The sequence below is a fragment of the Kitasatospora sp. MBT63 genome, assembly GCF_000710465.2.
Taxonomy (GTDB): Bacteria; Actinomycetota; Actinomycetes; order Streptomycetales; family Streptomycetaceae; genus Kitasatospora.
The window spans coordinates 1-26,568 of record NZ_JAIZ01000137.1; the positions used below are offsets into that span (position 1 = coordinate 1).

Genomic DNA, 26,568 nt, shown 5'->3' on the forward strand with positions numbered 1-26,568 from the left:
GCCCCGGGGGGGGACGCGCCGCCGGCCGCCCCCGCCGCCGGCCGGCGCGGTTTCCTGGCCAAGGCGTTCGGCGTCACCGCGCTGCTGAGCGCGGCCGGTTCGGCCCTCGGCCTGCTGCGCGACCTGCTGCTGGCCCGCTACTTCGGCGCCAACCAGGGCACCGACGCGTTCCTGGTGGCCTGGACGGTCCCCGAGACGGCGGCGCCGCTGCTGATCGAGGACGCGATGTCCTTCCTGATGGTCCCGGCGTTCAGCCTGGCCCTGGTACTGCGCGAGGAGCGCCCGGCCGGACCGGACCCGGTCCGGCAGCTGGTCCGGGCCACCCTGCCCTGGCTGCTGCTGGCGCTGTGCGCGCTGTCCCTCGCGGTCGCGCTGGGCGCCCCCCAGCTGGTCGCCGTCCTGGCGCCGGGCCTCGCCGACCCGGGCCTCGCCGTCAGCTGCACCCGGATCACCGCCTTCACCGTGCTGCCGTTCGGCGTCGCCGGCTACCTGGGGTCGGCGCTGCGGGCGCACCACCGGTTCACCGCGCCGGCCGCCATCTACGTCGCCTACAACCTCGGCATCCTCGCGGTGCTGCTGACCGGGCAGGCGTTCCTGGGGGTGCGTTCGGCCGCCGTCGGGGTCGCCTTCGGCAGCCTGCTGATGGCCGGCGTGCTGGTCGGCCCGTTCCTGCGGCGGCTGCGCGGGGGCCGCCGGCGGCGCCGCCGGCGGGGTACGGCGGGCCACGGCGGCCTGGTGCTGATCCCGCTGGCGATACTGCCGGTGGCCGCGTTCACGCTCACCCGGCAGGCCCAGGTGTTCATCGAGCGCTTCCTCGGCTCGGGGCTGCCGCCCGGCACCATCTCGCACCTCAACTACGCCGCCAAGGTCTCCCAACTGGCCATGACGGCGGGCATCCTGATCGTCACCGTGACCTTCCCGCTGGTCGCCAGGGCGCTGGCGGCCGGGGACCTCGCGGCCGCCCGCGACCGGGTGGAGAAGGACCTCGGCCAGGCGGCCGCCGTGGTGCTGATGGGCACCGCGTTCCTGATGGCCTGCGCCCCCTCGGTGGTGGCGCTGCTGTTCCAGCGCGGCGCCTTCGGGGCGCCCGACACCGCGGCCACCGCGGCGGTGATCCGGGTCTACAGCTTCGGCCTGCCGGCCCAGGCCATGATCGGGGTGATGGTCCGCCCGTTCTTCTCGCTGCGGCCGGTGGTCCGCCGGGCGGACGGCCCGAAGGCCGACGACGGCGGCCGCCGGCTGCTCGACTGGTACCCGGTCGCCGCGATGGCCCTCGGGCTGCTGGTCACCGTCGCCGTGGGACTCGCCGCCACCCCCGGGTTCGGCGCGCTCGGCCTCGCGGCCGGCAACGCCGCCGGCATCACCACCACCGCCGCCCTGCTGCTGCGCGGGCTGCTGCTGCGCGGGATCGCACTGCGGCTGCCCCGGGTGCTGGCCGGCCAGGCGCGGCTGCTGGCCGCCGCGGTGGCCGCGGCCGCGGCCGGCACCCTGGCCGCCACGCTCAGCGGTGACCCGCTGCTGTCCACCGTGACCGGCGGCGCCGCCGTCGTCCTGGTGTACGCGGCGGTGGGCACCGCACTCGGCGCCGCCGAGGTGCGCGGACCGGTCCGCGCCCTGGCCCGAGCCCTGTACCCCCCTGCCACGGCCGCTGAAGGGAAGCTGCCCCATGGACGCTGAAACAGCCCGGCATCCGCTCCTGCCGGCCCAGCCGGCGGTGGGGCCGGCCCCCTGGATCCTGATGTACCACTCGGTGGCCGAGGAGGAGGAGGACCCGTACCTGCTCACCGTCAGCCCGCAGCGGTTCGCCGCCCAGATGGCCTGGCTGCACCGCACCGGCCGGCGCGGCGTCAGCGTGCGCGAGCTGCTGACCGCGCGCCGGGCCGGCCGGGCGGCCGGCCTGGTCGGGCTGACCTTCGACGACGGCTACGCCGACTTCGCCCGGTACGCCGTGCCCGTGCTGCGCGAGTACGGCTTCACCGCCACCGCCTACGTGGTGCCCGACCTGCTCGGCACCGAGAACGGCTGGGACGCCGAGGGCCCCCGCAAGAAACTGCTGACCGTCGACCAGGTCACCGAACTCGCCTCCGCGGGCTGGGAGATCGGCTCGCACGGACTCGGCCACCAGGCGCTGCCCGGGCTGCCCGCCGACCTGCTGGCCACCCAGTGCCGGGAGAGCCGCCGGGCGCTGGAGGACCTGGTCGGCGGCCCGGTCACCGGCTTCTGCTACCCGTACGGCGCGGTCGACCTGCCCGCCGCCCTGGCGGTTCGCGACGCCGGCTACGACTACGCCTGCGCGATCCAGCACTCCCAGCTGACCGGCCGCTTCGCCCTGCCGCGCTGCTACGTCGGCGACCGCGACGGAGCGCTGCGGCTGCTGGCCAAGCACGGCCGCCACCGGCTGCGCGACGCCGTCACCGGACTGCGCCGCACCACCCTGGTCCGCCCGCGCGAGGAGCGGTCATGAAGATCCTGCACGTGATCACCGGCCTCGCCTCCGGCGGCGCCGAGCGCCAGCTCCAGCTGGTCCTGCGGCACCTGCCGCCCGAGCACCGCTGCGAGGTCGCCACCCTCACCAACCCGGGGACGGTCGCCGCCGCGCTGCGCGCCGACGGCGTCACCGTGCACGACCTCGCGATGCGCGGCAACCGGGACCTCGCGGTGCTGCCCAGACTGACCCGGCTGATCCGCTCCGGCGGCTACGACCTGGTCCACACCCACCTGTACCGGGCCGGGCTGTACGGCCGGCTGGCGGCCCGGCTGGCCGGGGTGCGGCCGGTGGTCGCCACCGAGCACTCGCTGCAGCCGGGCGTGATCGAGGGCCGGCCGACCTCGCGCGGCGTCAAGGCGCTCTACCTGGCGGCCGAGCGGCTCGGCACCGTCACCATCGCGGTCTCCGGGCAGGTGGCCGGCACCCTCGGCGACTGGGGGGTGCCGCCGGCCCGGGTGCACCTGCTGCCCAACGGCATCGACGCCGCCCGCTACGAACTGCCCACCGCCTCCCGGTACGCCCTGCGGCAGAACCTCCGCGCCGCGCTCGGCCTGCCGCAGCAGGCCTGGGTGGTCGGCGCGGTCGGCCGGCTGGTCCCGGGCAAGCGGTTCCACGTGCTGATCGACGCGCTGGCCGAGCTGCGCACCGTCGCCGAGCGCCACCCGGCGCTGCGCGAGCCGTGGCTGCTGCTGGTCGGCGCCGGCCCCGAGCGGGCGGCGCTGGAGCAGCACGCCGAACGCCTCGGGGTGGGCGCCACCGTGCTGTTCACCGGCGAGCGCGAGGACGTGCCCGACCTGCTCGCCGCGATCGACGTGCTGGCCGCGCCCTCGGCCGAGGAGACCTTCGGCCTGACCGTGCTGGAGGCGCTGGCCGCCGGACTGCCGGTGCGGCACAGTGCCTGCCCGGCGCTGGACGGGCTCGGCCCGCAGGCCGCGCCGGAGGCGGTCCGGCTGCCCTCGGAGCCGGCCGCGTACGCCGCCGCGCTGCGCGAGCTGTGGAGCCGGCGCAGCGCCGCACTGCCCCAGCCGCCCGCGGTCCGGCACTACGACATCACCCGGATCGCCGCCGAACTCGGCGCGCTCTACGACCGGTTGGCGCCGCCCGCCGACACCGCCGGACGGCGGCGCCGGGCCGGCGCCGGGGTCTGAACCACCATCTGTCAGTCCGCAGCGGGCCGGACGTACCGGCGCTGCGTCGAGCGAGGAGCTACCGATGTCCGATCTGCGCCGAAGCGCCCGTGCGCTGGCCCGCCGCTGGTGGCCGGTGGCCGTGGCGGTCCCGCTGGGGGCCGTCGCCGGGGCCGGCTACGCGGCCGTCTCGCACCCCTCCTACACCGCCGACTCCTACGTGGTGGTGGTCCCGGCGGAGACGGGGGACGGCGCCGCGGCGGTCAACTTCGCGCAGGCGTACGGCCGGCTGGCCGGGCAGCCGCAGGTGCTGGCGGCGGCCGCGGCGCAGACCGGGCACAGCATCGCCGAGCTGGCGGGCCTGGTCAGCGGCACCACCTCGCCGGACGCACCGGTGATCGACATCAGTGGTTCCGGCGGCCGGCCGCGGGACGCGGTCCGGGCGGCCGACGCGGTGGCCGGTTCGCTGATCACCTTCGCCAACGCCAGCAGCAAGGAGACGGGGGTGCGGCTGGTGCCGCTGGCGCCCGCCGCCGAGCCGGAGAAGCCGACCACGCCGTCGGCCGCCCTGGACACCGGGGTCGGCGCGGCGGCGGGCGTGCTGGCGGGGGCGCTGGTGATGCTGACCCGCCGCCGGCCCGCCGCCGACCCGGCGCCTGATCCGTCGCCCGATGCGGTGCCCGACGCCCCGGCCGAGGAGCGCTCCGGCCCGCCGCGCCCGCGGGGCACCGCCGCCACCGAACCTGCCGCCGCCGTACCGGCCGGTACCGAGGCCGCCGCCCCGAAGCGGCCGGCGGCGGCGAGGAGCCCCCGGTGACCACCGAGCTGACCTCGGCCGGCCTGCCGGCCCGGGCCGCGGTGCCCGTCTGGACCACCGAGGTCCGGCGCCAGGACGACGCGCTGGAGCGGCTGACCGGGGAGTGGGACGCGCTGGCGGCCCGCTGCGGCTCGGCCACCTCCTTCCAGGCCGCCGGCTGGCTGGCCTCCTGGTGGCGGCAGTACGGGCGGCCCGGCGGCCTGGTGGTGGTGCTGGTCCGCCGGGACGGCCGGCTGGTCGGCGCCGCGGCGCTGCGCCGCCGCGGCCCGTTCGGCGGCCTGACCAACCTCGGCGGCGGCCTGGTGGACTTCACCGACGTCCTGCTGGACGACGACTGCGCCGACCGCGCGGCCGCCGAACTCGCCGCCGCGCTGCCGCTGCGCCGGCCCTGGCACAGCCTGGACCTGCGCGAGGTGCACCCGGACGCGGCCGTCCACCGGGTCCACCGGGCCTGGCCCGGCCGCCGGTACCGGTTCGACGACTCGCTCTGCCAGTACCTGCCCGCCGTGCCGATGGAGGAGCTGCTGAAGCGGCTGCCGGGCAAGACCGCCCAGCGCAGCCGGGTCAAGCAGCGCAAGATCGCCGAGGCCGGGGTGGTGGTCCGGGCGACCGCGCCCGAGGAGGTCCCGGAGGCGGTCCGGGAGCTGCTGCGGCTGCACTTCCTGCAGTGGCAGGACCGCGGGGTCACCCCGGAGCACCGCACCGAGCGGTTCGCCGCCCACCTGACCGACTCCACCGCCGCGCTGGTCGGCTCGGGCCGGGCCGCGATGCACCGCTACTGGCTGGACGGCGAACTGGTCGCGGTCAACCTGCTGGTGCTCTGCCCGGCCTTCGGCGGCCTCTACATGTACGGCGCGCACCCCGGGCTGCGCGAGCGCCTGGACATCGCCGGGCTGCTGTTCGGGGTCGCGCTGGACGAGGTCCGGGAGGCCGGGATCCCGGTGCTCAGCCTGCTGCGCGGTCAGGAGCCGTACAAGCAGCGGTGGCGCCCCGACCAGCTGTCCAACCAGCGGCTGGTGCTGGGCCCCGGGCGGCTGGCACCGGCGGCCGTCGTGCGGGCGCTCCGGGTCCGGGGGCGCCGGGCGGTGGTGGGGGTGCTGCGCAGCCGGCTGCCCCGGCTGAAGGCCGCGCTAGTGGCCCGCCGCCTGCGCTGAGGCCTGCTGCCCGGGGGTGCCGGCCGGGGCGGCGGCCGGCGCCTTGGCGGCGGTGCCGGCCGGCACCCCGGCCGAGCCGGACATCAGCTGCTTGTACCGGGCGGCCGAGCGGGGGTTGCGGTCGCACTGCCAGAAGCCGTGCGGGCAGTAGTCGGTGAGGGTCTGGTAGGCGGTGTCGTGGGTGCGCATCCAGTCCACCATCCGTTCCACGAAGACCGGGTTGTCGCCGTTGCGGAACAGCCCCCACTCGGGGTACGAGACCGGCTTGCCGCGCTTGGCGGCGAACTCGACCTGGTCCTGCAGCCCGTACGGCTCGTTCACGTAGTCGTCGAACGTGGCGCCGGCGGGCTGGTCGTAGCTGTCCATGCCGATGATGTCGACCACGTCGTCGCCGGGGTAGCAGCGGGTCCAGGGGATGGCGTCCAGGCCGCGGGTAGGGGTGAAGTCGAAGCTGAAGTGCTGGCCCGGCACCGAGCGCATCACCCCGACGATCCGCCGCCAGTACGCCTTCCAGGCCGTCGGGTCGGGCCGGCAGCGGCTGGTGTAGGTGGTGCCGTTCATCTCCCAGCCGAGGGTGATCACGGTGTCGCCGCCGCCGAGCGCGGTCAGCTTGCGGGCCAGCTTCAGGAAGTGCGCGTCGAACTCGCCCTTGTTGCCGCGGGCCAGCAGCCGCGCCACCTCGGCGTCCGGGACGTTGCCCTCGTTGGGGACCAGCATCGGCACGCCGAGCACGAGGCGGCGCGAGGGGTCGGCCTGCCGCCACTGCGACCACAGCCCGAGCACCACCGCCTCGCCCTCGACGTCGTTCCAGCCGTTGCCCGCCAGGTAGGTGTGGCCGACCTGCATGTTGGCGCCGCCCAGCCAGCGGGCCATCTTGGCGATGTTCGGGATGTAGGTGTCCCAGGAGCCGACGAACGCGCCGAACGGCACCTCGTGCCGGGCCCGCTGCACCACCGGCCGGGGCGCTGCACCACGCTGTTCGACGGCGTCCGAGGAGAACGCGGCGTGACGCTCGGTCTGGCTCAGCGGGGTCCCGGACGGGACGCTCGCGGTGGTCACCAGCAGCAGCGCGGAGGCGGCCAGCGCCAGGCGGCCGAGTCGCATGGATTCTCCAGGCGGGGAGGGTGGGACGGCTGACCCGACAGTACGGGCACCAGCCGTCCGAAAAGCCTCATGTCACCCATTCGTGGCAGGTCGTACGACGAACGGCAGCGACGGCCGGCCGGGTGCGCGGCGCTGTCTCACCTCTGTAACAGTCCGGTGCGCCCGCCGGCCCGCTCCCCGGCCCCGGGCGGCGCTTACCCCCTGTTGACAACCGCAGGTGAGCGGTGTGCGCCCGCGGGCGTCGGCCCCCCTCGCCCCGGCCAGGGGAGCGGCCGCGTCGAGCTGACGTACATCCGTGCGGAGGGTACGCTCCGCCCGTGTCCTGGAATCCGCTGCGTAGTCTCACGCCCCGATCGGCCCTGCCCGCCGTTGCCGTCCTGCTGGTCCTCGGCGCGGGCGCCGCTGCGCATGCGAACAAGCCGGTGCCCTTCGGCGACCGGGTGGCGGAGCCGGGCGGCGCGGACGCCAGCCCGGCGGGTGCGCAGTCCCTGGACACCGGCGGCATGGAGCTGAAGGTCGGCCCCGGCCTGGAGGCGTACGCCCCGGCCACCGGCGAGCACCTGTGGTCCTACCGCCGGGAGGGCGCGACCGCCCTGCACCTGGCGATGGCCGGCGAGAGCGCCGTGGTGGTCTGGGACGACGGCATGGTCACCTCGGTCCGGCCCAGCGACCACTCGGTGCGCTGGCACCGTTCGGTCCCCGGCCTGGCCGACTGGCTGCACGCCGAGGGCGAGCCCGGTGCCGCCGACCGCTCCGAGGCCGACCGCCGGGCGACCGCCGTCAAGCGGGCCGCCGCCGCGCTCCAGCCGGTGTCGGTGGCGGAGTCCTGGGTGGCGGTGGTCACCCCCTCGCTGACCATGGGCTTCCGCGACCGCGACGGCGACCTGCGGTTCAACTCCCGCCCGCCGGCGGGCTGCACCTTCGACCCGCTGCGCTCGGTGCACACCGACGACGCGGTGCTCATCCCGCGCGGCTGCACCAACGACGGCCTCGGCCGGGCGCTCCCGGGCGCGATCAGCGTCTTCGAACTGGACGGCGGCCAGACCGCGCTGCTGAACGCCGGCCCCGACGTGGTGCTGCGCCGTCTCGACGGCCACCGGGTGTCCGTCGAGGACGGCCCGATCGTCGGCAGCCACGTGTTCGACACCCGCAAGGGCGGGCCCGAGGCGGTCTGCGGCGGCCCGGCGGCCCCGTTCGCGGCGGTCCCGGCGAAGGACACCTGTCCCGCGAAGTGACGCTCCCGTCCCGTCCCGGCGGATGGGGCGGCGACTCCCGGAGGGTCCGCGGCCGGGCCCGGTAGACTGGTCCGCATGGCTGTTCTCCGCTGGCATTAGCGCGCCGTCCGGCAGGGCCCGTAGCGGCCCGCCGTTCCGTGTCGCCGCCTCCCCCTCCCCGCCCGGCCGCCGCGCCATGCCCACGTCTCAGGAGTAACCCCAGCCATGATTTCCGCGAACGCCCTGGAGCTGCGCGCCGGCGCCCGCATCCTGATCGAGTCCGCCACCTTCCGGATCGCCCCGGGCGACCGGATCGGCCTGGTCGGCCGCAACGGCGCCGGCAAGACCACCCTGACCAAGGTGCTGGCCGGCGAGGGCCTGCCGGCCGGCGGCTCGGTGACCAACTCCGGCGAGGTCGGCTACCTCCCGCAGGACCCGCGCACCGGCGATCTCGACGTGCTCGCCCGCGACCGGATCCTGTCCGCCCGCGGCCTCGACACCGTGCTCAAGAAGATGCGCGACAACGAGGAGCGGATGGCCAACGGCAAGGGCGCCACCCGCGACAACGCGATGAAGAAGTACGCCCGGCTGGAGACCGAGTTCCTCACCAAGGGCGGTTACGCCGCCGAGGCCGAGGCCGCCACCATCGCCGCCGCGCTCGGCCTGCCGGACCGCATCCTCGGCCAGGAGCTGCACACCCTCTCCGGTGGCCAGCGCCGCCGGGTCGAGCTGGCCCGGATCCTCTTCTCGGACGCCGACATCCTGCTGCTCGACGAGCCGACCAACCACCTCGACGCCGACTCGATCGCCTGGCTGCGGGACTTCCTGAAGACCTACAAGGGCGGCTTCATCGTCATCTCGCACGACGTCGACCTGGTCGAGACGGTCGTCAACAAGGTCTTCTACCTGGACGCCAACCGGTCCGCCATCGACATCTACAACATGGGCTGGAAGCAGTACCAGCAGCAGCGCGAGGACGACGAGAAGCGCCGCAAGCGCGAGCGGGCGAACGCCGAGAAGAAGGCCGCCACCCTCAACTCGCAGGCCGACAAGATGCGGGCCAAGGCGACCAAGACCGTCGCCGCGCAGAACATGGCCCGCCGGGCCGAGAAGCTGCTGTCCGGACTGGAGCAGGTCCGCGCCTCCGACAAGGTCGCCAAGCTGCGCTTCCCGGACCCGGCCCCGTGCGGCAAGACCCCGCTCACCGCGGAGGGCCTGTCGAAGTCGTACGGCTCGCTGGAGATCTTCACCGACGTGGGCCTGGCGATCGACCGCGGCTCCCGGGTGGTCATCCTCGGCCTCAACGGCGCCGGCAAGACCACCCTGCTGCGGATGCTGGCCGGGGTCGAGCAGCCGGACACCGGTGAGGTGATCGCCGGACACGGTCTGAAGATCGGCTACTACGCCCAGGAGCACGAGACGCTCGACCCCGGGCGCAGCGTGCTGGAGAACATGCGGTCGGCCGCACCCGACACCGACCTGGTGCAGATCCGCAAGATCCTCGGCTCGTTCCTGTTCTCCGGCGACGACGTCGACAAGCCGGCCGGGGTGCTCTCCGGCGGTGAGAAGACCCGGCTCGCGCTGGCCTCGCTGGTGGTGTCCAGCGCCAACGTGCTGCTGCTCGACGAGCCGACCAACAACCTCGACCCGGCCAGCCGCGAGGAGATCCTCGGCGCGCTGCGCACCTTCACCGGCGCGGTGGTGCTGGTCACCCACGACGAGGGCGCGGTGGACGCGCTCCAGCCGGAGCGGATCATCCTGCTGCCGGACGGTGTGGAGGACCTGTGGAGCCCGGCGTACCACGATCTGGTGTCGCTGGCCTGAGCCGTCCCCGGCCCGGGCCGGGTGTAGACGCCGGTGTAGACGCGGAATCCACCGTCCGGGCGAGAAAAACTCAGCTTCGGGGAGCGGTGGGAATTCCCGATCCGGTGATTCCGTTTTGCTGGGCCCCGCCGCGGTTTGCGGCGGGGCCTGCTGTGCTGATCAGCAGATTCATCATCGAACACGCGCATCGTGGGGGGCGCGTGCACCCTGTGTGAGCGCCCTTGTGCGCAGCGAGCACCACCGGCAGACTGCGCTTTCCCGGTATCGACCTTGTCGAATGGGTGGCCAGGAGCCTGGCTATGGGTGATCATGGGAATCTGACCGAGCACAGCTACGAGGAGGCACGGGTGGCCGAGACTCTGAAAAAGGGCAGCCGGGTGACAGGTGCCGCGCGTGAGAAGCTCGCGGCCGATCTGAAAAAGAAGTACGACTCCGGGGCGAGCATTCGCGCGCTGGCGGAGGAGACGGGCCGCTCGTACGGCTTCGTGCACCGCATGCTGAGCGAGTCCGGGGTCATTCTCCGGGGCCGCGGTGGTGCCACGCGTGGCAAGAGCAAGGCTACTGCCGCAGCAGGTTCCTGACGATCCATCATATGTGTCGGCGGCGGTGGCCCAGGTCGTCGCGGAGCGGCTGCGCGACATGGGTGCGCCACCGAGCAGAACGCGCAGTCGACAGTTCCAGACGTATCGGCGGACGGGGTCTCCCGGGCCGCCGATCGTCATTTCGGGCGCTCTCCGGTAATCGGTACTGTCCGCCCGGACGCGGCTTTGTTACTCTCCAGTAGGTTCACTGCCCCTTCGCTGGAGGTATCCCCATGACCGTGCCCGCAGCCCACCCCGACTCCGCCCGGTGGGAGCAGGACGGAGTCCGCCTGGAGCTCGACGGCGAACTGGCGCTGGTGACGCTCTGTCACGGCAAGCGCCGCAACGCCCAGACCCCCGCGATGTGGCGGGCGCTGGCCGAGGCCGGGCGCAGCCTGCCCGGTACGGTCCGGGTGGTCGTGCTGAGGGCCGAGGGCGTCTCCTTCTCGGCCGGGCTCGACCGGGCGATGTTCAGCCCCGAGGGGATCCCCGGCGAGCTGACCTTCCTGGAGCTCGCCGCCGCGGGGGACAAGGAGCTGGACGAGGCCATCGCGGGGTACCAGGAGGCGTTCACCTGGTGGCGGCGGGCGGACCTGGTGAGCATCGCCGCGGTCCAGGGGCACGCGGTCGGGGCCGGCTTCCAGCTCGCCCTCGGCTGCGACCTGCGGGTGGTCGCCGACGACGTGCAGTTCGCCATGAAGGAGACCTCGCTCGGGCTGGTCCCGGACCTGGCCGGCACCAAGCCGCTCACCGACCTGGTCGGCCCGGCGCGGGCGCTGGAGATCTGCGCGACCGGCCGGTGGGTCGGCGCCGAGGAGGCCGTGGCGACCGGGCTGGCCAACCTCGCCGTCCCGGCGGCCGAGCTGGACGCGGCGGCCCGGGACCTGGCCGCGGCCCTGCTGGCCGCCCCGCGCAACGCGGTGACCGAGACCAAGGCGCTGCTCCAGGGTGCGGCCGGCCGCTCGTACGAGGAGCAGCGCGCCGCCGAGCGGGCGGCCCAGGCCCGCCGGCTGCGCGACCTCGCGGGCATCGGGGACTGACCGCCCGCACCCCTGCCTGTCCGGGGCCCGGCCGTGCCACGGCCGGGCCCTCGGCATGTCCGGACCCCTGGCCGGCCCCGGGCGGTCCGGCTGCCCCACGCGACGCGCGCGAGATGTGCCGGAATGTCAGAGTTAGTGGTGATTTGCGATATAGCTGGACCGCGACCACAGGAGATCCCCATGCCGCAGACCCCGACCCCCGCCGACCTCCAGAAGAGCGCCGCCGAGCAGGGCGGCGGCCGGACCAGCGCCGACCGGGGCCGCACCGCGCTGGCGGTCGGTGTGGTGGAGAAGATCGCGGGCATGGCGGCCCGCGAGGTCTCCGGCATCCACGCGCTCGGCTCGGGCTTCTCCCGCACCTTCAGCGCGATGCGCGACCGGGTGCCGGGCGGGAAGTCCAGCATCGGACGAGGGATCAAGGCGGAGGTCGGCGAACGGCAGACGGCGATCGACATCGCCCTGGTGGTCGAGTACGGCGTGGTCATCCCCAGGCTGGCCGCCGAGGTCCGGGAGAACATCATCGCGGCCGTGGAGCGGATGACCGGCCTGGAGGTGGTGGAGGTCAACATCGCCGTCAACGACGTCCACCTGCCGGACGAGCCGGACGAGGTCGAGGAGGAGGAGGTGCCCGGCCAGGCCGGCCGGCGCCCCCGGGTCCAGTAGGAGCGGTTGACGAGGAGAGCGGATGAATCTGGCGTTGGTGGGCCTGCTGGCCGGGATGGGGCTGGGCTTCGCCGGGTACTTCGGCGGCTTCGCCGCGTTCCTGCTGGTCGCCGTCCTGGGCGGGGCGGGTTTCGTGGCCGGCCGGGTGCTGGAGGGCGACCTGGACCTGCGCGACCTCGGCGACCTGCTGCGCGGCGGCCGGGACCGGCGCCGCTGATGTCCGCGCTCACCCCCTCGGCCGGGGTCGCGACGTCCGGCCCCGGCGCACTGCCGCCCGCTCCCCGCCGAGGTGAACTGCGGATCGCCGACCGGGTGTTCAGCCGGATCGCGGAGCGCGCGATCGGCGACTCGCTGGCCGAGCACTGGGCCGGACGGGCCGAGCGGGGCGGACCGCCCACCGTCTCGGTCCGGCTGGTACGCGGAATCGCCAGGCTCACCCTCCACCTCGACCTGCCGTTCCCCGCCGACCTGGCCGCCCTGGCCGGGACCGCCCGCCGGGCGGCGGCCGGGCGGGTCGCCGAACTCACCGGCACCCCGGTCGAGGAGGTCACCGTCGTGGTCGAGCGGCTGGTCCAGGCCGAGGCTCCCCGGTGAACGCCGGTCCGGCCGGGGACGGCGCGGCGGCGGGGCCCGCGGAGCCGGTGGAGCCGGTGGAGTCGCCGGAGCCGGAGGCGGCGCAGACGGTGGCCGGGTCGGGAGTCGCGGGCGGGCCGGAGGTGGAGCAGGACCCGAAGGCCAGGGGCCCGCGCTCGCCGCGCACCGCACCCGCGTTCCTGACCGTGCTGGCCGTCCTGGTGCTGGCCGGCGGTCTGCTGTACGACGTGATCGCGGTCCGCAGCGGGTTCGCGGCCGCGCCGTGGCGGGCCCGGGTGGCCCACGAACTGGCGGTCCGCGGCCCCGACGATCCCTGGGTACTGGCCGGGGCGGGGGTGGCGGTGGTGCTGGGGGCGCTGCTGCTGTGGGGTGCGTTCTCCGCCGGGGCGCGGCGCTGGCTGCCGCTGCGGGAACCGGGCGCGGTGATCGACAGGTCGGGGGTGGCCGTGCTGATCGCGGTCCGGGCGGCGGAACTGCCCGGGGTACAGGGCACCAGGGTCCGGGTCGTCCGCCGGCGGACCGTGGTCCGGGTGACCGGTGCGGTCGACCCCGCCGCCGTCCAGCGGGCCCTGCGGGCGGAGCTGGCCGCCATCCCGCTGGCCGCCCCCAACCGGCTGGACGTCCGCGTCCGGGCGGGCCGCCCGGCCCACCCGCACCGCCACGGCGGCCTGGAAGAGCCCGCCGGGCCGTCCCGGGGGGCCGCGTCATGAGCCGCGGCGCCGTCAACCGGACCATCCTCGCGGTCGCGGGGGCGCTGCTGGTCGCCGGCGGGCTGCTGGTGCTGGCCGGCGGGCTCGACCTGTACCGGCGGCTCGGGCTGTCGATGCCGGCCGGCTGGCCGCTCACCGCGCGGACCCGGCCGCTGCTCGGGGTGGCCGCGCGGGCCCGGGTGGCCGGGCACAGCTGGTGGTGGCCGGTCGTGATCGCCGTCCTGGTGCTGCTGGTGATCGGGGCGCTGGCCTGGCTGGCCGCCCAGCTGCGCCGTACCCGGTCCGGCTCGCTGGAGCTGGCCCCGCCGCTCGCCGCGACGGCGCTGCTGGTGCGCGGGCGGGCGGTGGAGGACGTGGTCGAGGCCGCCACGGTCGCCCTGCCGGGGGTGGAGCGGGTCAGCGCGCAGCTGGGCGGCCCGCCCGGTGCGCCGGTGGTCCGGGCGGCGGTCCGGCTGACGACCCACGGCTCCCCGGCCGAGCTGCTGGAGGGGTTCAGGACCGGCCCGCTCGCCCGGACCCGGCGCAGCCTCGGGCTGCCCACCCTGCGCTCGGAGCTGCGGCTGCGGGTGGCCCCGCAACGCCGGCCGAGCCGCCGCAAGCAGCCCCGGGTGCGCTGAGCCGCTGCGGCGGGCCGGGCCGGGCCGTACGTGGCCCGCGGACGGACGGGTGCGGACCGGGAGGCCGCCGACCGTCGGTCAGAGTCCGCGCAGGGCGCCGCCGTCCACCGGGACCATGACGCCGGTCAGGAAGGAGGCGGCGGGGGAGAGCAGGAAGGCCGCGACCCGGCCGAACTCCTCCGGCCTGCCGTAGCGGCCCAGCGGGATGGTGGCGGTCGCGCGGGCCTTGGCCGCGGCCGGGTCGCCGCCGAGTGCGTCGAGCTCGCGGAGCCGGTCGGTCTCGATCCGGCCCGGCAGCAGGCCGATCACCCGGATGCCGCGCGGACCCAGCTCGTCGGCGAGCGACTTGGCGGCCATCGCGAGCCCCGGGCGCAGCCCGTTGGAGATGCCGAGGCCGCCGATCGGTTCCCGGACCGAGCCGGACAGCACGAAGCCGATCACCCCGCCCTCGCCGAGCGCGGCGGCCGCGGTGCGGGCGATCCGCAGAGCACCGAGGAAGACCGATTCGAAGGCGGTCCGCCAGGCGTCGTCGCCGGTGGCCGTCACCGGGCCGGCGCTCGGGCCGCCGACGCTGATCAGTACGCCGTCGAGCCGGCCGAAGCGCTCCCGGGCCGCGTCGACGAGGCGGTCGGCGGTGGCGGGGTCGGCGTTGTCGGCGACCACGCCGTGCACCCGGGTGCCGTCGCCGAGTTCGGCCACGGCGGCGGCCACCGACTGCTCGGTGCGGCCGCTGATGACCACCCGGGCGCCGTCGGCGAGCAGTTCGCGGGCGGAGGCCAGGCCGAGGCCGCGGGTGGCGCCGGTGACCACGAACACCTTCTGCTGAAGTCCTAGATCCATGGGCCCATCCTGCCCGGTCGGCGGCCCGGCGCGGGCCCGATGTCCCGGCGGGAGGGGTTCAGCGGCGGCGGGCCCGGACCGCGGCTCGGGCCAGTGGCCCGGCGAGGGCGCCGAGGAGCAGGCCGATCGCCAGGCCGAGGTAGTTGTCCAGCAGGTCCTGGCCGTCGCAGGCCCGGCCGAGGACGGGGAACGCGTACTGCACGGACTCGACCAGCACCGGTACGGTCACGGCGACGGCCCCGGCCGCGCACCGGCGCCCCCAGGTGCCGGCCAGCGCCGCGGTCACGCCGAGCGGGACGAACAGCGCGACGTTGAGGCTGCTCTGGGTGGCGGTGAGCAGTTCGGACAGCGGGTGCGGGCCGACCCGGTCGAAGGTGCACTGGCGCACGGCGTACCGGGCGTTGTCCCACAGCGGCAGCCGGGTGCCCGGCAGCACGGTGAGGGTGATGATCCCGCCGAGCGCGAGGACCAGCAGGAAGCCCGCCGCCCGGTGGGCGCGCAGCAGCCGGCCCACCGGGCGGCTCAGCAGGGCGGCCAGCAGCAGGGAGCACAGGACGCCGGGCCAGAACAGCGGGGACGCACTCAGAACGGCTTCGATCACACCGAACCCGACGCAATCGGACACCCGTCCGGTTGCCGCGGGGTCCGGCCGCCCGGCCGCCGGTCGCGCCCTAGGCCTCGACCAGCTCCGGTTCGGCCGCGGTGCGGGCCTGTTCGGCGTTGTCCTTGGCCTCGCGCCGGGCGAGCACCACCAGGCCGACCGGGACCAGCGCGCAGAACAGCCACCACTGCACCGCGTACGCCATGTGCGGCCCGATGTCGGAGTGGTCGGGCTCGGCCAGCGGCTCCGGGCCGGTGCCGGGGTCCGGCCGGGTGGAGACCAGTTCGAGGTAGCCGCCGAGCACGCTGGCGCCGCTCGCCTCGGCCTGCTGGCGGCTGTTGATCAGCTTGTACTGGCGGTCGGGCAGGCCGCCGCGGTCGCGGATCCCGCTGCTGGCGGTGGTCTCGTCGGCCCGCATCCGCCCGGTGACGGTGACCTCGCCGGCCGGCGGGGCCGGCACCGGCGGGTAGCTGGTGGCGTCGGCTCCCGACTCCACCCAGCCCCGGTTGACCAGCACCTCGCCGTGGCCGTCGGCCAGCTGCAGCGGCGTGACCACGAAGTACCCGATGCTGCTGCCGCCGGGCTCGGTGCGCCCGCGCACCACGAACTCGTGCGCCGGGTCGTAGTGGCCCGACGCCGTGACCGTCCGCCAGGTCAGCCCGGTGGGCACCGCGAAGCCGGGGGCGGGCGAGAGCGAGTCGAAGGCGACCGGCGGCGCGGTCAGGCTGCTCGCGATCAGCTCGTTGCGGGCGACCCGGGCCTCGTGCCGGTGCAGCTGCCAGAACCCCAGCCGGATCATGGCGGGGATCAGCAGCAGGGCGATCAGGGTGATGATCGCCCAGCGCCGGGAGAGCAGAAAACGGTACACACCCGGCACGCTACGCCCACCTCACACGCGCGTCAGACACCGGGGTGCGGCGCGACCTCGCGCAGCAGCTGGAGGAAGGCGTCCTCGCCGACCACCGGCGTGCCGTGCTCGCGGGCCTTGCGCGCCTTGCCGCTCCAGCTGCCCGGCTCGTTGGTGACCAGCAGGCTGGTGAGCCGGCTCACCGAGGTGGCGATGTGCAGGCCCGCCTCGACCGCGCGGTCCTCCAGCAGCTCCCGGTCGGTGGCGGTGTCGCCGGTGATCGCGATCCGCATGCCCTGCATCAGCGGCGTGCCGTCCACCCACCGCCCGGGGTTGGGGTGCGGGCACGGCGGACGCTTGCGGGCGGGCCGGTACGAGGAGCTCCAGGTGCCCCGCTGCGGCGCCGGGGACTCCTCGCCGAGGTCGGTGACGGCGACACAGGTGGTCAGCGGCAGCGGCACCCCGGCCTCCCGGGCCAGCCGCAGGCTCGGGCGGAACACCTCGGCCAGCACCCGGGCGTCGTCCAGCGCGTTGTGCGCCTGCCGCTGCTGGACGCCGAAGTACGCGGCGAGCGAGGACAGCTTGCCGTTGGGCAGCGGCAGCGCGAGGTCGCGGGCCAGCACCATGGTGCAGATCCGCTGCTCGACGGGGGCCCGGCGGCCGGCCCGGGAGTACTCGCGGGAGATCATGTTCCAGTCGAAGAGCGCGTTGTGGGCCACCATCACCCGGCCCGCCAGCCGGTCGGCCAGCTCGTCGGCGATCTCCGGGAAGGTCGGCGCACCCGCGAGTGCGGCGCTGGTCAGGCCGTGGATCCAGACCGGGCCCGGATCGCGCTCCGGGTTGACCAGGGTGTACCAGTGGTCCGTCACCTCGCCGTGCCCGTCCAGCTGGTAGACGCCGGCCGAGATGACCCGGTCGGAACGGCCGAGCCCGGTGGTCTCGACGTCGACCACGGCGAAGCCCGGGCCGCGCTCCTCGGTGCGCTGCGCCGGGAGCGGAACAGGCAGGGCGGAGCCGTCCCACGGTGACTGGATCGCGTGCATGGTCAACCAGCTTAAGGGCCGTCACCGACGCCGGTGGCCGAACCGGTACGAGCGGTGGCGTGCACCACACCTGCGCATAGAGTGGACGGCGGAGCAGTCGTACAACCTCTCGAAGCTCTCCCACGCCGCCCGCACCCCGGGGCGGCGGCTTTGGTAAAGGACATCCCCATGCGCGCCACCGTGATCCACGGCCCCAACGACATCCGGATCGAGGAGGTGCCGGACCCCCGGATCCAGCAGCCCACCGACGCGGTGGTGCGGGTGGTCAACGCCTGCATCTGCGGCAGTGACCTGTGGGCGTACCGCGGGGTCGCGGCGCGCAAGCCCGGGCAGCGGATCGGCCACGAGTTCCTCGGGGTGATCGAGGAGGTCGGTGCCCAGGTGACCGGCTTCCGGGCCGGCGACCTGGTGGTGGCGCCCTTCGTGTGGTCCGACGGCACCTGTGACTTCTGCCGGGAGGGGCTGCAGACCTCGTGCCCGCACGGCGGGTTCTGGGGCTCGGTCGGCTCCGACGGCGGCCAGGGCGAGGCGGTCCGGGTGCCGTTCGCGGACGGGACCCTGGTGGCGCTGCCGAAGGACGCGGCGGGCGACGAGAAGCTGCTGCCGGGTCTGCTGGCGCTCTCCGACGTGATGGCCACCGGCCACCACGCGGCGGTCAGTGCGGGGGTGCGGCCCGGTGCGACGGTCGCGGTGGTCGGGGACGGCGCGGTCGGGCTGTGCGGGGTGCTCGCCGCGCACCGGCTCGGCGCCGGCCGGATCATCGCACTCGGACGGCACACCGCGCGGACCGACCTGGCCCGCCGGTTCGGGGCCACCGACGTGGTCGCCGAGCGGGGCGAGGCTGCGGTCGAGGCGGTCCGGGAGCTGACCGGCGGCCAGGGCGCGCACGCGGTGCTGGAGGCGGTCGGCACCGAGGAGTCGATGCGTACGGCGGTCTCGATCACCCGGGACGGCGGCTCGGTCGGGTACGTCGGTGTCCCGCACGGCGGCAGCGCCGGCGTGGACATCGGCCAGATGTTCGACCGCAACGTCCAGCTGCGCGGCGGGGTCGCCCCGGCCCGCGCGTACATCCCCCAGCTGCTGCCCGACGTGCTCTCGGGCGCGATCGAGCCCGGCCTGGTCTTCGACCGCACGGTGGACCTGGACGGCGTGCCGGACGGCTACCGCGCGATGGACGACCGCTCGGCGCTCAAGGTGCGGATCGCGTTCTGATCCCACCCGCACGCCGTCCCGGGCCCGACGGGGCGCCACCCGCACCGGTGGCGCCCCGTCGCCGTGTCCGGCGGTTTTCGGCCAATTGAGGTGTACACGCGTGCTTTCGTCGCGCGGAGTCTGGCCGGGCGCCGGCCGCGGACCTAGCATGCAGCGGCACGCGCGACTGTGACGCCCCTCACGTCCGATCGTTCCACCTGTGCACCCGCCGACCCCAGGAGGACACCGAGTGGACAACCCGTCGACCGCCCGTCCCGCCCCGCCCGACCGGCTCATCGCGACCGACCGCAGCGCCGAGTTCCGGCAGCTGCGCCGCTCCTTCCGCGGCTTCGCGTTCCCCGTCACCGCCGGCTTCATCCTCTGGTACCTGCTGTACGTGCTGCTGTCCTGCTACGCCCCGGACTTCATGGGCATCAGGCTGTTCGGGCACGTCAACACGGCCCTCGCGCTCGGCCTGCTGCAGTTCGTCTCCACCTTCGCCATCGCGGCGTGGTACGCCCGCTATGCCGGCGCCCGGCTCGACCCCACGGCCGCCGGGATCCGCGCCCGGGCGGCCGGGGCCGCGGCCCGCACCCCCGAGGACGAGGTGGCCGAATGACCACGACCCTGCTGGCCGCCGGCTCCGCCACCGAGCACCGCGGCCTGACCATGACGCTGTTCGGCGTCTTCGTGCTGGCCACCCTCGGCATCACCGTCCGGGCCGGCCGGCAGACCAAGGACGCCTCCGACTTCTACGCCGGCGGCCGCGGCTTCTCCGGCTTCCAGAACGGCCTGGCGATCTCCGGCGACTACATGTCGGCCGCGTCCTTCCTCGGCATCGCCGGCGCCATCGCCCTGTTCGGCTACGACGGCTTCCTCTACTCGGTGGGCTTCCTGGTCGCCTGGCTGGTCGCCCTGCTGCTGGTCGCCGAACCGCTGCGCAACTCCGGCCGCTACACCATGGCCGACGTGCTGGCCTTCCGGATGCGCCAGCGTCCGGTGCGGACCGCGGCCGGCATCTCCACCATCGTGGTGTCGATCTTCTACCTGCTGGCCCAGATGGTCGGCGCGGGCTCCCTGGTCGCGCTGCTGCTCGGCGTCAACGGCGACGCCGCCAAGCGCTGGACGGTGGTCGCGGTCGGCGCGCTGATGGTGGTCTACGTGGTGATCGGCGGGATGAAGGGCACCACCTGGGTGCAGATCGTCAAGGCGGTGCTGCTGATCGCCGGGACCGCCCTGATGACGGTGCTGGTCCTCGCCAAGTACCACTTCAACCCCTCCGCGCTGCTGGGCGCCGCCGCCGACGCCAGCGGCAAGGGCACGGCCTTCCTCGAACCGGGCCTGAAGTACGGCGCGAGCGACACCAGCAAACTGGACTTCCTCAGCCTGGGCCTCGCCCTGGTCCTCGGCACCGCGGGCCTGCCGCACATCCTGGTCCGCTTCTACACCGTGCCCACCGCCAAGGCCGCCCGGAAGTCGGTGCTCTGGGCGATCGGCATCATCGGCGGCTTCTACCTGATGACCCTGGCGCTCGGCTTCGGCGCCGCCGCCCTGGTCGGACCCGGCGTGATCAAGAAGTCCAACGCGGCCGGCAACACCGCGGCCCCGCTGCTCGCCGAGCACCTGGGCGGCGGCGCCGGCACCACCGGCGGGGCGGTCCTGCTCGCGGTGATCTCCGCGGTGGCCTTCGCCACCATCCTCGCCGTGGTCGCCGGGCTCACCCTGGCCTCCTCGGCCTCCTTCGCCCATGACCTGTACGCCAACGTGATCCGCCGCGGCCGGGCGAGCGAACGGGAGGAGATCGGCTCCGCCAAGCTGGCCGCCGTCGCGATCGGCGCGGTCGCCATCCTGCTGTCGATCTTCGCCGACAAGCTGAACACCGCCGCCCTGGTCGCGCTGGCCTTCGCGGTGGCGGCGTCCGCCAACCTGCCGACGCTGCTCTACTCGCTGTTCTGGAAGCGGTTCAACACGGCGGGCGCGGTCTGCTCGGTCTACGCCGGCCTGGTCACCTCGGTCCTGCTGGTGGTCTTCTCCACCGTGGTCTCCGGCAAGCCGACCTCGCTGTTCCCGCACAGCGACTTCCACTGGTTCCCGCTGGAGAACCCCGGGCTGGTCTCCATCCCGGTCGGCTTCCTGGCCGGGCTGATCGGGCCCCTGCTCTCCCGCGAACCCGCCGACCCGGCGAAGTACGCTGAACTGGAGGTCCGCTCGCTGACCGGACTGGGTGCGCACTGAAACCGTAAGAACCGCTCCGCGCCCCTGCGGCTAAGCTGGCCCGGTCCGCCCCACCAGGCGGCCGGGCCGGCCGTGCGCTGCGGGAAGGGAGCCCCCATGCTGTTGGACACTTACGGCCGCCAGGCCGTGGACCTGCGGGTCTCCCTCACCGACCGGTGCAACCTGCGGTGCACCTACTGCATGCCCGAGGAGGGCCTGCAGTGGCTGGCCAAGCCGGAGCTGCTCACCGACGAGGAGATCGTCCGGCTGGTCTCGATCGCGGTCCGCGACCTCGGCGTGCGCGAGGTCCGCTTCACCGGCGGCGAGCCGATGCTGCGCCCCGGACTGGTCGCCATCGTGGAGGCCTGCGCGGCACTGACCCCCCGGCCGGAACTCTCCGTGACCACCAACGGCATCGGCCTGGCCCGTACCGCCGCCGCCCTGCGGCAGGCCGGACTCGACCGGGTCAACGTCTCGCTGGACACCCTCGACCCCGACACCTTCCACATCCTGACCCGCCGTCACCGCCACCAGGACGTGCTGGCGGGCCTCGCCGCCGCCGAGCGCGCCGGGCTGACCCCGGTCAAGCTCAACGCCGTCCTGATGCGCGGCGTCAACGACCACGAGGCCGCCGACCTGCTCGGCTGGTGCCTGGAGCGCGGGTACGAGCTGCGCTTCATCGAGCAGATGCCGCTGGACGCCCAGCACGGCTGGGACCGCTCCCGCATGATCACCGCCGAGGAGATCCTGGACCGGCTCCGGGAGCGCTTCACGCTCACCGCCGAGCCGTCGGCGGCCCGCGGTGCGGCGCCCGCCGAGCGCTGGCTGGTCGACGGCGGCCCCGGCCGGGTCGGCGTGATCGCCTCGGTGACCCGGCCGTTCTGCCGGGCCTGCGACCGGACCCGGCTCACCGCCGACGGCCAGATCCGCAACTGCCTGTTCGCCACCGAGGAGACCGACCTGCGGGCGGCGCTGCGGGGCGGCGCCGACGACGCCGCGATCGGCGAGCTGTGGCGTACCGCGATGTGGGGCAAGAAGGCCGGCGCCGGCATCGACGACCCCGAGTTCCTCCAGCCCGACCGGCCGATGTCCGCCATCGGGGGCTGACGGGCGGGACGCGTCCCCGCCTGCCGCTCAGCCCGAACCCCGCTCAGCCCTCGAACCTCGCTCAGCCCTCGAACCCGGCGAGCGGGACGACCTCCTTGAGGAAGCCGCGCACGCCCAGGAACTGCGACAGGTGCTCGCGGTGCTCCTCGCAGGCCAGCCAGGTCTTCCGGCGGTCCGGGGTGTGCAGCTTGGGGTTGTTCCACACCAGCACCCAGACGGCGGCCTCCCGGCAGCCCTTGCCCGAGCAGACCGGCGGGCCCTCGGGGCCGTCCGCCGAGCCGAAGAGACCGAGCGAGGGGGTGTCCATGGTGATGCCGTCCCGGGTGCCGCTGGCGTGGATGTCTGCGGCCAGTCTCGCACCTGCGCCGGCCCGTGCGGCCGCGGGGCCCGCCCGGATCCGGGCGTGACGACGCCGGGCAGCCACGGGGGGAGCTGCCCGGCGTCGGTCTGTCGCTCCGACGGGGGATGCGGAGCGCCTACGCAGTATGGCACGGTCCGAGGCCCCCGTGGGGGCCTCTTTCATGATTAATCTGAGGTTGCTCTGAGCTTTCTGCCGGTCAATCGTCCATAAACCAGGACAGATCGGGGTGAGTTCCAGCGTTTTCCTCAGCGGATTCCGCCGTCCGCTCCTCAGTCCGCCGGACGGCCCTCGGCGGCCCGGCCACCGCCGCCGCTGCCCCCGGGGCCGAGCATCAGCGGCACCTCGGGCGGCACCGCGAAGGTGCTCGGCAGGCCGGGCGCCCGCTCCCGCCCGGCGTTGGCGATCAGCACCGCGAAGTACGGCAGCAGCACCCCGCCGACCAGCGCCACGTACGCCACGTACCGCTGCACGTCCCACATGACCACGGCCAGCACCACACAGGCCGTGCGGACCAGCATCGAGATCACATAGCGCCGCTGACGCCCCCGGACGTCCTCGGAGAGGCTGGTCCGTGCCCCGGTGATCCGGAAGACCTGCCCGTCGTCCTGGCTCTTGCCCATGTGTACCGCCCTCGTCCCGTCTCCGCCGCCCGGCCCGGCCGCGGCCTCTTCACGGTACGCCGCCGGACGGCGGTGCAGGAGAGCGGGTGCGCGGGCGGGTCGCGGCGCGGCGGGACGGGAGCGGCCGGGGCGGGCCCGCGGGTCAGCCGGTGAGGGTGAGGTACCGCGGCGGCACCGAGTCGGTCAGCCAGACGCCGTTGGCGCTGACCCGGAAGACGTGGCCCGCCGCGGACATCGCCGCCGCGTCCACCACCAGCACCACCGGACGGCCGTGCCGGGCACCCACCCGCACGGCCGTGTCGGTGTCCGCGGAGAGGTGGACGTCCTGCCGGGCCATCGGGCGCAGGCCCTCGGCGAGGATGACGCCCACCGTCGCCGAGCCGGTGCCGTGGTAGAGCACCGCGGGCGGCTCGGCGGGCGGCAGGCCCAGGTCAACCTCGACGGTGTGGCCCTGGCTGGCCCGGATCGACCGGCCGTCCTCGGAGAAGGCGAAACGGCGCTTGTTGTTGGTCGCCACCACGTGGTCCAGCTGCGCCCGGCTGATCCGCCGCCCGCTGCGGGCCAGGCCCGCCAGCAGCTCGTCCACCGGGACCCAGCCGGCCGTGTCCAGCGTGATCCCGACCGACGCCGGGTCGTGCCGCAGCACGCGCGACAGCGTCTTGGACACCCGGACCGTCTGCTTCTCGTCCACCTTCTCCGTGTTCCCTCCTGGATGGGCCTCCGTCAGGAGGCCTGACTGACCGAGCTCATGTTGAAGTCCGGCACCCGGACCGGCGGCATCGCGGCCCTGGTGAACCAGTCGCTCCACTCGCGGGGCAGGCAGCGCTCGGTGCGGCCCGCCTCGGTGATCCGGCCGAGCAGGTCGACCGGGGACTCGTTGAACCGGAAGTTGTTCACCGCGCCGACCACCTCGCCGTTCTCGACCAGGTACACGCCGTCCCGGGTGAGGCCGGTGAGCAGCAGGGTGGCCGGGTCGACCTCGCGGATGTACCAGAGGCAGGTGAGCAGCAGCCCGCGCTCGGTGCGGGCGACCATCTCCTCCAGGGTGGGCGCGCCGGCCTGGTCGGCGGTCTCCAGCACCAGGTTGTCGACCGACGGCGTCACCGGCAGGCCGGTCAGCGCGGCCGAGTGCCGGGTGGTGGAGAGGTTGGCCAGTTCGCCGTCGCGAATCCAGTCGGTGGCGGTCAGCGGCAGGCCGTTGTCGAAGACCGACGAGTTGTCGCCGGAGGAGTGCGCGAGCACGAACGGCGCGGCCGCCAGGCCGGGCTCGGCCGGGTCGGAGCGCAGCGTCAGCGGCAGGGCGCTGAGCCGGTTGCCGACCCGGGTGCCGCCGCCGGGCCGGCTGAACACCGAGCGGCCCTCGGCGGCGTCCCGGCCGCCCGCCGACCAGGTCAGGTAGACCATCAGGTCGGCGATGGCGGAGGGCGGCAGCAGGGTCTCGTACCGGCCGGCCGGCAGGTCGATCCGCTTGCGGCGGCCCCAGCCGAGCCGGGTGCTGAGCGAGCCGTGCAGGGCGGCCAGGTCGACGTCGGTGAAGTCGGCGGTGGCCGCACCGCCCCAGGCGGAGCCGGTCAGGTCGGCGGTCTTGGCGTTGAGCTCGACCGAGCCGGTGGGCTGCTCGTGCCGCAGCCGCAGACCGGTGGAGCTGCCCAGGTAGCTGGTGGTCAGCTCGTGCCGGGCGAAGCCGTACAGCAGCTCGCCGCCGGCGCGGGCGCGGGCGAAGGCCTCGCCGAGGGCGGGCGCGAAGGCGGCGAAGACCTCGGCGGAGGTCTCGGCCGGGGCATCGGTGAAGCCGGGCGACTCCGGCGGGCCGGACAGCAGCGGCCGGGCGTCCTCGGCCGGGCCGGCGTCGCGGGCGGCCGCCTCGGCGGCCCGGACCAGGTCCTCCAGCTCGTCCCGGGTGACGGCCTCCCGGGAGACCACGCCGGAGGCGGTGCCCTCGGCACCGTCCACGGTGGCGATCACGGTGAGCCGCCGGCCCCGGGTGACGCCGTTGGTGGTCAGGCCGTTGCCCGCCCAGCGGAGGTTGGCGGTCGACTCCTCGTCGGCGATCACCACGCAGCCTTCGGTGCGGGACAGCTCCAGGGCGCGTTCGACCAGCTCGTGCGGCCGGGGTGTGGTGTCGGACATCAGTGACCCGCCTCCTGCTGGGTGTTGAGCACGTTGACGTTGCGGAAGAGCGCGGACGGACAGCCGTGGCTGACCGCCGCGATCTGGCCCGGCTGGGCCTTGCCGCAGTTGAAGGCGCCGCCGAGGACGTAGGTCTGCGGGCCGCCGACGGCGCTCATCGAGCCCCAGAAGTCGGTGGTGGTGGCCTGGTAGGCGAAGTCCTTGACCTGACCGGCCAGCCGGCCGTTCCTGATCGCGTAGGCGCGCTGGCCGGTGAACTGGAAGTTGTAGCGCTGCATGTCGATCGACCAGGACCGGTCGCCGACGATGTACAGGCCCTTCTCCACGCCCTCGAACAGGCCCTCGGTGTCGGGGCCGCCCTCGACCGGCTGCAGCGAGACGTTGGCCATCCGCTGCACCGGCACGTGGCCGGGGGAGTCGGCGAACGCGCAGCCGTTGGAGCGGCCGAGGCCCTTGAGCTCCGCCATCCGGCGGTCCAGCTGGTAGCCGACCAGGACGCCGTCCTTGACCAGGTCCCAGGACTGCGTGGCGACGCCCTCGTCGTCGTACCCGATGGTGGACAGGCCGTGCTCGGCGGTGCGGTCACCGGTGACGTGCATCAGCTCGGAGCCGTACTTCAGCGAGCCCAGCTTGTCGAAGGTGGCGAAGGAGGTGCCCGCGTAGGCGGCCTCGTAGCCGAGCGCCCGGTCCAGCTCGGTGGCGTGGCCGATCGACTCGTGGATGGTCAGCCACAGGTTGGACGGGTCGATCACCAGGTCGTAGCGGCCGGCCTCGACGCTGGGGGCCTTCATCTTCTCGGCCAGCAGGCCGGGCAGTTCGGCGAGCTCCTGGTCCCAGTCCCAGCCCTTGCCCTGGAGGTACTCCCAGCCGCGGCCGGCCGGCGGGGCGATGGTGCTCATCGAGTCGAAGGCGCCGGTGCGCTCGTCGACCGAGGTGGCCTCCAGCGAGGGGTGCAGCCGGATCCGCTGCTGGGTGGTGACGGTGCCCGCGGTGTCCGCGTAGAACTTGTTCTCCTGCACGGTCAGCAGCGAGGCCATCACGTGCGAGACGCCGTCGGCGGCCAGCAGGCGGCTGCTCCAGTCCGCCAGCAGCGCGCTCTTCTCGGCGTCCGGGACGTCGAACGGGTTGACGTCGTAGGAGGAGACCCAGGTGGCGTCGGCGTACACCGGCTCGGCCGCCAGCTCGACCAGGTCCTCGGAGCCCGCGGCCCGGCTGATCCCGCCGGACAGCCGCGCCACCGCCACCGCCTGCTCGGCGACCCGGGCCGCCGCCGCAGTGGTCAGGTCCACCCCGGCCGCGAAGCCCCACGCGCCGTCCAGCAGCACCCGGACCGCGAAGCCCAGCTGCACGGTGTCGGAGCTGCCGGACGGGCGGGCGTCGCGCAGCCGCCAGGAGGCGCTGCGCACCCGTTCCAGGCGGAAGTCGGCGTGCGAGACGCCGAGTTCTCGCGCCCGGGTGAGCGCCGCGTCGGCGAGGGTGCGCAGCGGGTACGCGAGGAACAGCGGGTCGACGGCACGGCTGTGCGGCGCGCCGGCGCTGGAGGTGGGCGGCATCGGGCTCCCTGGGTCGGGGGGTCGGCGGCGGGCACCCCGCGGACCGCAGGGGAACCCGCATCGCATCATTTCCCGTCCAGCCGTTTGTGGCCAGGGAATTTCGGGCCGCGGCGGGTCGGCCCGGCTGC

28 protein-coding genes are annotated in these 26,568 nt (G+C 74.7%); 18 read left to right on the plus strand and 10 right to left on the minus strand.

The annotated features are described in order from the left end of the window. The 5 genes from AA75_RS09010 to AA75_RS09030 all read left to right on the plus strand — a co-directional run. Positions 1 to 1,677 (plus strand): lipid II flippase MurJ (locus tag AA75_RS09010; RefSeq protein ID WP_051812036.1); only part of this gene is annotated, 1,677 nt, incomplete at its 5' end. Next, complete coding sequence (locus AA75_RS09015; protein ID WP_051812037.1) at positions 1,667 to 2,464, plus strand: polysaccharide deacetylase family protein; 798 nt, start codon at positions 1,667 to 1,669, stop codon at positions 2,462 to 2,464. The genes AA75_RS09010 and AA75_RS09015, both read left to right, overlap by 11 nt. Next, positions 2,461 to 3,636 carry a glycosyltransferase gene (locus tag AA75_RS09020; RefSeq protein ID WP_033819315.1) on the plus strand — a complete coding sequence of 392 codons (1,176 nt, stop codon included), beginning with the start codon at positions 2,461 to 2,463 and terminating at the stop codon, positions 3,634 to 3,636. The genes AA75_RS09015 and AA75_RS09020 overlap by 4 nt, the downstream gene beginning before the upstream one ends. A gap of 64 nt (positions 3,637 to 3,700) precedes the next feature. Beyond that, on the plus strand, positions 3,701 to 4,432 hold the full coding sequence (locus AA75_RS09025; protein ID WP_051812038.1) for a Wzz/FepE/Etk N-terminal domain-containing protein: 732 nt from the start codon (positions 3,701 to 3,703) through the stop codon (positions 4,430 to 4,432). After that, positions 4,429 to 5,586 (plus strand): GNAT family N-acetyltransferase, encoded by a 1,158-nt coding sequence (locus AA75_RS09030; RefSeq protein WP_063794314.1) that lies wholly within the window; start codon positions 4,429 to 4,431, stop codon positions 5,584 to 5,586. The genes AA75_RS09025 and AA75_RS09030 overlap by 4 nt, the downstream gene beginning before the upstream one ends. Here the strand turns inward: AA75_RS09030 and AA75_RS09035 are convergent. Beyond that, positions 5,563 to 6,690 carry a glycoside hydrolase family 26 protein gene (locus tag AA75_RS09035; protein WP_149038033.1) on the minus strand — a complete coding sequence of 376 codons (1,128 nt, stop codon included), beginning with the start codon at positions 6,688 to 6,690 and terminating at the stop codon, positions 5,563 to 5,565. The two genes, AA75_RS09030 and AA75_RS09035, sit on opposite strands and share 24 nt — an antisense overlap. Before the next feature lie 317 nt (positions 6,691 to 7,007). Here AA75_RS09035 and AA75_RS09040 point away from each other — a divergent pair, with 317 nt between their 5' ends. The 9 genes from AA75_RS09040 (at position 7,008) to AA75_RS09080 (ending at position 13,933) form a co-directional block, all read left to right on the plus strand. Then, positions 7,008 to 7,925 (plus strand): hypothetical protein, encoded by a 918-nt coding sequence (locus AA75_RS09040; protein ID WP_033819316.1) that lies wholly within the window; start codon positions 7,008 to 7,010, stop codon positions 7,923 to 7,925. A gap of 204 nt (positions 7,926 to 8,129) precedes the next feature. Further along, complete coding sequence (locus tag AA75_RS09045; protein WP_033819317.1) at positions 8,130 to 9,728, plus strand: ABC-F family ATP-binding cassette domain-containing protein; 1,599 nt, start codon at positions 8,130 to 8,132, stop codon at positions 9,726 to 9,728. A 347-nt stretch (positions 9,729 to 10,075) separates the two neighbouring features. Beyond that, positions 10,076 to 10,309 carry a helix-turn-helix domain-containing protein gene (locus AA75_RS09050; protein WP_033819349.1) on the plus strand — a complete coding sequence of 78 codons (234 nt, stop codon included), beginning with the start codon at positions 10,076 to 10,078 and terminating at the stop codon, positions 10,307 to 10,309. A 233-nt stretch (positions 10,310 to 10,542) separates the two neighbouring features. Next, positions 10,543 to 11,349: an enoyl-CoA hydratase/isomerase family protein gene (locus AA75_RS09055; RefSeq protein WP_051812039.1), complete on the plus strand. Its 807-nt coding sequence runs from the start codon at positions 10,543 to 10,545 to the stop codon at positions 11,347 to 11,349. Between the two features lie 180 nt (positions 11,350 to 11,529). Then, the gene (locus AA75_RS09060; RefSeq protein WP_033819318.1) at positions 11,530 to 12,012 is read left to right on the plus strand and encodes an Asp23/Gls24 family envelope stress response protein; all 483 of its coding nucleotides are present in this window, start codon (positions 11,530 to 11,532) and stop codon (positions 12,010 to 12,012) included. Positions 12,013 to 12,034: 22 nt separating this feature from the next. After that, positions 12,035 to 12,229, plus strand: a complete 195-nt coding sequence (locus tag AA75_RS09065) for a hypothetical protein (protein ID WP_033819319.1) — start codon at positions 12,035 to 12,037, stop codon at positions 12,227 to 12,229. Beyond that, entirely contained in the window at positions 12,229 to 12,606 is a 378-nt protein-coding gene (locus AA75_RS09070) for a hypothetical protein (RefSeq protein WP_051812040.1), read from the plus strand. The genes AA75_RS09065 and AA75_RS09070 overlap by 1 nt, the downstream gene beginning before the upstream one ends. After that, positions 12,603 to 13,316 carry a DUF6286 domain-containing protein gene (locus AA75_RS53650; RefSeq protein WP_051812041.1) on the plus strand — a complete coding sequence of 238 codons (714 nt, stop codon included), beginning with the start codon at positions 12,603 to 12,605 and terminating at the stop codon, positions 13,314 to 13,316. The genes AA75_RS09070 and AA75_RS53650 overlap by 4 nt, the downstream gene beginning before the upstream one ends. Next, positions 13,313 to 13,933, plus strand: coding sequence for a hypothetical protein (locus AA75_RS09080; protein WP_033819320.1), 621 nt, complete (start codon positions 13,313 to 13,315; stop codon positions 13,931 to 13,933). The genes AA75_RS53650 and AA75_RS09080 overlap by 4 nt, the downstream gene beginning before the upstream one ends. Before the next feature lie 78 nt (positions 13,934 to 14,011). Here the strand turns inward: AA75_RS09080 and AA75_RS09085 are convergent, their stop codons facing one another. The 4 genes from AA75_RS09085 to AA75_RS09100 form a co-directional block, all read right to left on the minus strand. Beyond that, the gene (locus AA75_RS09085; protein ID WP_033819321.1) at positions 14,012 to 14,773 is read right to left on the minus strand and encodes an SDR family oxidoreductase; all 762 of its coding nucleotides are present in this window, start codon (positions 14,771 to 14,773) and stop codon (positions 14,012 to 14,014) included. Between the two features lie 58 nt (positions 14,774 to 14,831). Continuing rightward, complete coding sequence (locus AA75_RS09090) at positions 14,832 to 15,374, minus strand: VanZ family protein (RefSeq protein WP_033819322.1); 543 nt, start codon at positions 15,372 to 15,374, stop codon at positions 14,832 to 14,834. Positions 15,375 to 15,444: 70 nt separating this feature from the next. After that, positions 15,445 to 16,242, minus strand: coding sequence for an SURF1 family protein (locus tag AA75_RS09095; RefSeq protein WP_033819353.1), 798 nt, complete (start codon positions 16,240 to 16,242; stop codon positions 15,445 to 15,447). Between the two features lie 32 nt (positions 16,243 to 16,274). Next, positions 16,275 to 17,264, minus strand: coding sequence for a DEDDh family exonuclease (locus AA75_RS09100; RefSeq protein WP_082526366.1), 990 nt, complete (start codon positions 17,262 to 17,264; stop codon positions 16,275 to 16,277). 168 nt (positions 17,265 to 17,432) lie between these two features. Here AA75_RS09100 and AA75_RS09105 point away from each other — a divergent pair, with 168 nt between their 5' ends. The 4 genes from AA75_RS09105 to moaA all read left to right on the plus strand — a co-directional run bounded on the left by AA75_RS09105 (position 17,433) and on the right by moaA (position 21,776). Continuing rightward, positions 17,433 to 18,476: a zinc-dependent alcohol dehydrogenase family protein gene (locus AA75_RS09105; RefSeq protein WP_033819323.1), complete on the plus strand. Its 1,044-nt coding sequence runs from the start codon at positions 17,433 to 17,435 to the stop codon at positions 18,474 to 18,476. A 229-nt stretch (positions 18,477 to 18,705) separates the two neighbouring features. Then, complete coding sequence (locus tag AA75_RS09110; RefSeq protein ID WP_082526367.1) at positions 18,706 to 19,074, plus strand: DUF485 domain-containing protein; 369 nt, start codon at positions 18,706 to 18,708, stop codon at positions 19,072 to 19,074. Beyond that, complete coding sequence (locus tag AA75_RS09115) at positions 19,071 to 20,690, plus strand: cation acetate symporter (RefSeq protein ID WP_033819324.1); 1,620 nt, start codon at positions 19,071 to 19,073, stop codon at positions 20,688 to 20,690. Before AA75_RS09110 ends, AA75_RS09115 begins: the two co-directional genes overlap by 4 nt. Positions 20,691 to 20,786: 96 nt before the next feature. Beyond that, the gene (gene moaA, locus AA75_RS09120; RefSeq protein ID WP_033819325.1) at positions 20,787 to 21,776 is read left to right on the plus strand and encodes a GTP 3',8-cyclase MoaA; all 990 of its coding nucleotides are present in this window, start codon (positions 20,787 to 20,789) and stop codon (positions 21,774 to 21,776) included. A gap of 61 nt (positions 21,777 to 21,837) precedes the next feature. Here moaA and AA75_RS09125 read toward each other — a convergent pair whose 3' ends face one another. The 5 genes from AA75_RS09125 to AA75_RS09145 form a co-directional block, all read right to left on the minus strand. Then, the gene (locus tag AA75_RS09125; protein ID WP_033819356.1) at positions 21,838 to 22,083 is read right to left on the minus strand and encodes a hypothetical protein; all 246 of its coding nucleotides are present in this window, start codon (positions 22,081 to 22,083) and stop codon (positions 21,838 to 21,840) included. 323 nt (positions 22,084 to 22,406) lie between these two features. Then, on the minus strand, positions 22,407 to 22,757 hold the full coding sequence (locus tag AA75_RS09130) for a DUF3099 domain-containing protein (protein WP_033819357.1): 351 nt from the start codon (positions 22,755 to 22,757) through the stop codon (positions 22,407 to 22,409). 142 nt (positions 22,758 to 22,899) lie between these two features. After that, a complete protein-coding gene (locus AA75_RS09135; RefSeq protein WP_033819326.1) occupies positions 22,900 to 23,448 on the minus strand; it encodes an RNA 2'-phosphotransferase in 549 nt (182 codons plus the stop codon). Between the two features lie 32 nt (positions 23,449 to 23,480). Continuing rightward, complete coding sequence (locus AA75_RS09140) at positions 23,481 to 24,887, minus strand: metallopeptidase TldD-related protein (RefSeq protein WP_033819327.1); 1,407 nt, start codon at positions 24,885 to 24,887, stop codon at positions 23,481 to 23,483. Beyond that, positions 24,887 to 26,440, minus strand: coding sequence for a TldD/PmbA family protein (locus AA75_RS09145; RefSeq protein ID WP_051812042.1), 1,554 nt, complete (start codon positions 26,438 to 26,440; stop codon positions 24,887 to 24,889). The genes AA75_RS09140 and AA75_RS09145 overlap by 1 nt, the downstream gene beginning before the upstream one ends. Between the last annotated feature and the right edge of the window lie 128 nt (positions 26,441 to 26,568).

Coding starts and splice junctions, on each gene's coding strand:
- AA75_RS09015 (WP_051812037.1), top strand. CDS start 1,667: ATGGACGCTGAAACAGCCCGGCATCCGCTCCTGCCGGCCCAGCCGGCG.
- AA75_RS09020 (WP_033819315.1), top strand. CDS start 2,461: ATGAAGATCCTGCACGTGATCACCGGCCTCGCCTCCGGCGGCGCCGAG.
- AA75_RS09025 (WP_051812038.1), top strand. CDS start 3,701: ATGTCCGATCTGCGCCGAAGCGCCCGTGCGCTGGCCCGCCGCTGGTGG.
- AA75_RS09035 (WP_149038033.1), bottom strand. CDS start 6,690: ATGCGACTCGGCCGCCTGGCGCTGGCCGCCTCCGCGCTGCTGCTGGTG.
- AA75_RS09045 (WP_033819317.1), top strand. CDS start 8,130: ATGATTTCCGCGAACGCCCTGGAGCTGCGCGCCGGCGCCCGCATCCTG.
- AA75_RS09055 (WP_051812039.1), top strand. CDS start 10,543: ATGACCGTGCCCGCAGCCCACCCCGACTCCGCCCGGTGGGAGCAGGAC.
- AA75_RS09060 (WP_033819318.1), top strand. CDS start 11,530: ATGCCGCAGACCCCGACCCCCGCCGACCTCCAGAAGAGCGCCGCCGAG.
- AA75_RS09065 (WP_033819319.1), top strand. CDS start 12,035: ATGAATCTGGCGTTGGTGGGCCTGCTGGCCGGGATGGGGCTGGGCTTC.
- AA75_RS09070 (WP_051812040.1), top strand. CDS start 12,229: ATGTCCGCGCTCACCCCCTCGGCCGGGGTCGCGACGTCCGGCCCCGGC.
- AA75_RS09080 (WP_033819320.1), top strand. CDS start 13,313: ATGAGCCGCGGCGCCGTCAACCGGACCATCCTCGCGGTCGCGGGGGCG.
- AA75_RS09085 (WP_033819321.1), bottom strand. CDS start 14,773: ATGGATCTAGGACTTCAGCAGAAGGTGTTCGTGGTCACCGGCGCCACC.
- AA75_RS09100 (WP_082526366.1), bottom strand. CDS start 17,264: ATGCACGCGATCCAGTCACCGTGGGACGGCTCCGCCCTGCCTGTTCCG.
- AA75_RS09105 (WP_033819323.1), top strand. CDS start 17,433: ATGCGCGCCACCGTGATCCACGGCCCCAACGACATCCGGATCGAGGAG.
- AA75_RS09115 (WP_033819324.1), top strand. CDS start 19,071: ATGACCACGACCCTGCTGGCCGCCGGCTCCGCCACCGAGCACCGCGGC.
- moaA (WP_033819325.1), top strand. CDS start 20,787: ATGCTGTTGGACACTTACGGCCGCCAGGCCGTGGACCTGCGGGTCTCC.
- AA75_RS09125 (WP_033819356.1), bottom strand. CDS start 22,083: ATGGACACCCCCTCGCTCGGTCTCTTCGGCTCGGCGGACGGCCCCGAG.
- AA75_RS09130 (WP_033819357.1), bottom strand. CDS start 22,757: ATGGGCAAGAGCCAGGACGACGGGCAGGTCTTCCGGATCACCGGGGCA.
- AA75_RS09140 (WP_033819327.1), bottom strand. CDS start 24,887: ATGTCCGACACCACACCCCGGCCGCACGAGCTGGTCGAACGCGCCCTG.
- AA75_RS09145 (WP_051812042.1), bottom strand. CDS start 26,440: ATGCCGCCCACCTCCAGCGCCGGCGCGCCGCACAGCCGTGCCGTCGAC.